General features: G+C 45.1%; 1 protein-coding gene and 1 pseudogene. One reads left to right on the top strand and one right to left on the bottom strand.

What is annotated here, in order from left to right; genetic code table 11:
- Positions 1-199: pseudogene (locus R7R24_RS25985) on the top strand (prepilin-type cleavage/methylation domain-containing protein); the annotation flags it as partial.
- 70 nt (positions 200-269) lie between these two features.
- Here the strand turns inward: R7R24_RS25985 and R7R24_RS25990 are convergent.
- The coding region (locus R7R24_RS25990; protein ID WP_318120005.1) for a DnaJ C-terminal domain-containing protein at positions 270-812 on the bottom strand (543 nt) is incomplete at its 5' end.

Below are 812 nucleotides of genomic sequence, written 5' to 3' on the forward strand. Positions count from 1 at the left end.
TGGTGGCGCTTGTACTCTATGTGATTCCGACACAGATCGATTTTCGTTCGATATTGTGAGCTCTGCAATCACAGCCTACACCATTACAGCAACAGCAAAATCGGATCTTGGGCAGGACGACGACGAGTGCTTGAATGGCACTACAACTATCACTTTAACGTCAACAAATGTTGAATCACCAAGTGCTTGCTGGAATTAAAAAAACTACAAATGCAAAAAGGCCTGCGTTTCAGCAGGCCTTTGTTTTTTGAGCTTTTAATGAACTTATCTTAGCTGGTTAAATCATCAAAGAACTTCTTCACACCATTGAAGAAGCCTTCAGATTTTGGTTTGTGTTTAGTTGCAGCTTCACCGCCACAAGACTCTTCAAACTCTTTCAACAGTTCTTTTTGGCGAGCGCTTAAGTTAACTGGCGTTTCTACAACCAATTTAACGATCAAGTCACCAATACCACCGCCACGGACACCTTTCACACCTTTACCGCGCATACGGAACATACGGCCAGTTTGTGTTTCTGACGGCACTTTTAGGCTTACTCGTCCATCAAGTGTTGGAACTTCAACTTCGCCGCCGAGTGCAGCCATAGCAAAGCTTACTGGCACTTCACAATAGAGGTTATTGCCGTCGCGCTCGAAAATGTGATGCTCTTTCACGTGTACTTGTACGTATAAATCACCTGATGGTGCACCCATTTCTCCCGCTTCGCCTTCGCCAGATAGCCGAATGCGATCGCCGGTATCCACGCCAGCTGGGATTTTAACGTTAAGTGTTTTCGTTTTTTGCTTGCGACCTTGACCATGACACTCATTACA

The organism is Vibrio sp. 704 (assembly GCF_033339295.1).